The organism is Hyphobacterium vulgare (assembly GCF_042643335.1).
In the GTDB taxonomy this organism is placed as follows: Bacteria; Pseudomonadota; Alphaproteobacteria; order Caulobacterales; family Maricaulaceae; genus Hyphobacterium; species Hyphobacterium vulgare.
The window spans coordinates 1-1,968 of the sequence record NZ_JBHRSV010000032.1 but is presented as its reverse complement, the minus strand read 5'-3'; the positions used below and the strand labels follow the sequence as shown (position 1 = coordinate 1,968).

Genomic DNA, 1,968 nt, shown 5'->3' with positions numbered 1-1,968 from the left:
CATGCTGGCCGCCTACAACAACACCCCGCGCAAATGCCTTGACTACAGAACCCCCGCAGAGGCCTTCTCAGACCACCTGTTGCACTTCAAACGAGAATCCACCCTCCCGCCTTCGCGGGAGTGACGGAGTGATTGTTGTTTCCTCCGTCCCGGATTTATTCCGGGACCTACCGGAGCAGGCGGGTAACCAGGAGACGTGGGTAGGCCCCGGCACGGTGGCCGGGGCAGACAGGTTTGTGATCAGCACACCGCCTCCCCCTCCCCTTGAGGGGGAGGGACGCGAGCGGCTTCCGCAAGGAAGACGGGAGCGGGGTGGGGTGATGGCGCGCTTGATACCCCCACCCCGGTCGGCTGGCTATCGCTCAGCCTCCCGGCCCTCCCCTCAAGGGGGAGGGCGGAAAGCAAGGCACCGCCTTACCCTCGCCTCGCCCCGGACCCGGTCCGGGGCACTCCCCCCGTAAACGGGGGGAGAAATCCCGCACAGTGATGACCGCCGCCTTCAAGGAAGGCCATGCCGCGTGGCAGCCCGCGAATGGCGGACTGTTCACCCTCTCCGCAGGCGAGGGGATCGGCGTGATCTTCGGGCCATCGACCTGGTCGTCATTCCGGCCCCGGATCAATGTCCGGGGTAAACTCCAGCGGGAATCCAGAGCCTCGGTGAAGCTGGACCCCGGCTTCCGCCGGGGTGACGGGTGAAAGCCTAGCCGAAGCGCTTCTCGTATTCCGGCTTCTTCGCCGGGAACATCGCGGCGGAGAACGCCGTGCCGACAATCGCGATGACGATGCGCGCGATGATGGTGAAGAAGAGGAAGGTGAGCTGTTCGTCGCCGAGGAAGAGGCGGACCCAGTTGTTGTACTGGTTGGGCAGGCCGGTATGGGTGAGCCAGTCCTCGACCATTTCCGCGCCGTTCAGCACCCAGTTGAGCACGTGCGGGGCGTAAAGCCCGAGGAAGACCAGCATCGCCAGGGCCAGGATGAAGGCCAGAAACAGCGTCAGCGAGGTCGATGTGACCCGCCCCAAGATCATGCCCATGTCAGCGCTCCCCTTTTCAGTCCCCGGTATCAGACCAGCCTAACATGGCAAGAAACGGGCCGCGCCCGGCTTCGTGTCTGAGGGGAAAAGCGTTCGTGGGGGACGGGGGTTCCGGAATCTTTCGAAACCTGGGGTCCCCGTGTAAACGGGGACCTGAAGCTGGCACAAGGTTTCGGGTTCCCGCGTTCGCGGGAAACCCATGTTGGAGTGGCGTCACAAATCCCCTTCCTCCAGCAGCGTGTAGGAAAACGCATTGCCCCAGATCCGGGCGGCGATGCGGCAGACACTCATGAAGAGGGCAAAGTCATCGGCATCGGCGAAGACGGTGCAGCCCGCCGACCAGCGCCCGACGGTCTGCGTCGTGCCGCTGGCCGCGGCGCGGTGGATGTTGAGGCCGGTGCCGTCCTCATGCCGCACACCGCCGCGCCAGACCGGCATGGCGCAGCCGGGGCGCTGGCACAGCGCGTCATAGCGGCCCTTGTGCTTCGCGATGCGGTAGGCGGACCGGTACTGGCCGGGGATCAGCGTTGCCGTGCCCTTCGGGTGGACCGGGTGGTCGAGGTAATGCTGGCCCGGATCGGTGGTGACGGGAAAGGCGAGATACTGCCAGTCCGCCCCCGCCCGCCAGCTCAGTGTCAGCCAGTCGTCGAAGGCGCCAGCTTCTGTTTCGCGAGATCGCACCGCGACGATGTTGAGGTCATAGCCCTTCGCGCTGGTGAACAGGGTATGGCCCTTCGCGCGAAGGGCGGCGTGGAGCGTGGCTCGATCGGGGCGTGTCATGCCCGCGAGGTTAGGCCGCGCGGACGGGGGCGGGGATTGGCGCGAGCTTCCCCCTTGTAACTCTGTCCTGCCTGCCTGTGGCATGATGCCGTGTGCGGCGGCGGATGGAAGACCGATCCACCCTGGGGCTTGCAAGCCCGTGGGAGAGCCAGGGT

At 65.8% G+C, this 1,968-nt stretch carries 3 protein-coding genes and 1 pseudogene; 2 read left to right on the top strand and 2 right to left on the bottom strand.

The window, feature by feature from the left end:
• Positions 1–124 (top strand): annotated as a pseudogene (locus tag ACFOOR_RS15300) (IS30 family transposase); the annotation flags it as partial.
• Between the two features lie 362 nt (positions 125–486).
• Entirely contained in the window at positions 487–696 is a 210-nt protein-coding gene (locus ACFOOR_RS15250; RefSeq protein ID WP_343165807.1) for a hypothetical protein, read from the top strand.
• Between the two features lie 4 nt (positions 697–700).
• Here ACFOOR_RS15250 and ACFOOR_RS15245 read toward each other — a convergent pair whose 3' ends face one another.
• Positions 701–1,033 (bottom strand): hypothetical protein, encoded by a 333-nt coding sequence (locus ACFOOR_RS15245; RefSeq protein ID WP_343165806.1) that lies wholly within the window; start codon positions 1,031–1,033, stop codon positions 701–703.
• A 213-nt stretch (positions 1,034–1,246) separates the two neighbouring features.
• Complete coding sequence (locus tag ACFOOR_RS15240; RefSeq protein ID WP_343165805.1) at positions 1,247–1,813, bottom strand: hypothetical protein; 567 nt, start codon at positions 1,811–1,813, stop codon at positions 1,247–1,249.
• Positions 1,814–1,968 lie beyond the last annotated feature (155 nt).

Excerpts from the sequence above, each read along its gene's own strand:
- ACFOOR_RS15250 (WP_343165807.1), top strand. The coding sequence starts at position 487 with ATGACCGCCGCCTTCAAGGAAGGCCATGCCGCGTGGCAGCCCGCGAAT.
- ACFOOR_RS15245 (WP_343165806.1), bottom strand. The coding sequence starts at position 1,033 with ATGGGCATGATCTTGGGGCGGGTCACATCGACCTCGCTGACGCTGTTT.
- ACFOOR_RS15240 (WP_343165805.1), bottom strand. The coding sequence starts at position 1,813 with ATGACACGCCCCGATCGAGCCACGCTCCACGCCGCCCTTCGCGCGAAG.